The following is a 1378-nucleotide window of genomic DNA, read 5'->3' as shown; positions in this document are numbered from 1 at the left end:
TATAGTAGACAAGTCTATAGTAGACAAGTAAACGAGTTTATAGTAAACAAGTTAATAGTTAACGAGTAGACAAGTTAATAGTTTAGGAGATTAATAAACTAAAAAACAAATAACTTGTCAACCAGTCAACTCAAAACTCGTCAACCATATGAGATTCTTGTCAACCTGTCAACTTAGAACTTGTAAACTAAAAGAAATACATCAGGTGGTTATTGCGGTGGGGTTCCACCTCTTCCCATTCCGAACAGAGAAGTTAAGCCCACTTGCGCCGATGGTACTGCAATGCAATGCGGGAGAGTAGGTAGCCGCCTCCTTTTACAAAGCACTTTGAAGATTCATTTCTTCAGAGTGCTTTTTTTGTTTATATCCCTTGCGGGAGTCCCGCAAATCAGTTTTTAAAGGTTTTGACACTACGCGCTATAAAGCAAAAATCAATCAACAAAAGAATTTATGATAATAAAACAATGAAATATCAGAGTAAAGAACTATATTTGCACTTGTGCACTTTTGTTTGACAACGTACAATTGAATTTGTGAAGAAAGGTGGAGAACATCTTAGTAGGCATAATGGTATTTACAGGAATCCATCAAGTGGGAAGAAAATCAATAGAGATTAAATCAACTATTGTCAAATTCTTCATTTTTAATGATGAGCCTTTACCATAAATGGTATAGCGTATATAGAAAAATAGAATATGAATAAAACATATAGGGATTTAATTTATAGATTTCAGAACCAGGGTATTGAAGAATCCCAATCCACCGGTGCAATCCTTATAGGAAAAGCCCCCCATATAGCCCCCGAGGCTTGGCTAAACACCCTGTATCCTCCGCTAAGTAAGAACGATGTCCAAGCATTGGAGAAAGAATTGGGCATGGAAATTCCCACCGATTATAAAAAATTCTTGTTAGATGTAAGCAATGGGTTAGACATATTGGTTGGAACCTTTTGTTTAGACGGGTTAAGAAGAAACTATAAAAGAAGCACTGATGAAAGCCGCCAACCGTTTTCGATTATTACGGCAAACATTCGGGAAAGACCTCGAAATGCCGCAGACGACTATTTCTTTATAGGCGGTTATGACTGGGACGGTTCTTATCTTTATATAGATAACAGAACAAGCATCGTGCACTATTGTGATAGAGACGATGCAACCTCCCTATTCCAATGGGAAACGTTCGAGCAAATGCTTATATCAGAGTTAAAGAGGATATACTCACTGTTTGATGAGAGGGGAAGAAAAATAGATGAAGACCTTTATACTACCCCAATTAAAAGGTAATATAAAGCTTCGTGATATAAGTCATATAAGGGTATCAGTGAACACCCATACAAGGGTATTGACGAACACTCTTATAAGGGTATTAACAACGGGTA

General features: G+C 37.0%; 1 protein-coding gene and 1 rRNA gene. Both read left to right on the top strand.

Annotation, left to right across the window (positions count from 1 at the left end; all coding sequences use genetic code 11):
• Window positions 1-201: 201 nt before the first annotated feature.
• Window positions 202-314: ribosomal RNA gene (rrf, locus tag HMPREF9420_RS12740) — 5S ribosomal RNA — on the top strand.
• A 381-nt stretch (window positions 315-695) separates the two neighbouring features.
• Window positions 696-1283, top strand: coding sequence for an SMI1/KNR4 family protein (locus HMPREF9420_RS12735; RefSeq protein ID WP_007136150.1), 588 nt, complete (start codon window positions 696-698; stop codon window positions 1281-1283).
• The last annotated feature ends 95 nt before the right edge of the window (window positions 1284-1378 follow it).

The organism is Segatella salivae DSM 15606, assembly GCF_000185845.1.
GTDB lineage: Bacteria > Bacteroidota > Bacteroidia > Bacteroidales > Bacteroidaceae > Prevotella > Prevotella salivae.
This window is presented reverse-complemented; position numbering and strand designations above follow the sequence as displayed.

Bases quoted from the DNA above. Each gene is read 5' to 3' on its own strand.
- HMPREF9420_RS12735 (WP_007136150.1), top strand. From the start codon at position 696: ATGAATAAAACATATAGGGATTTAATTTATAGATTTCAGAACCAGGGT.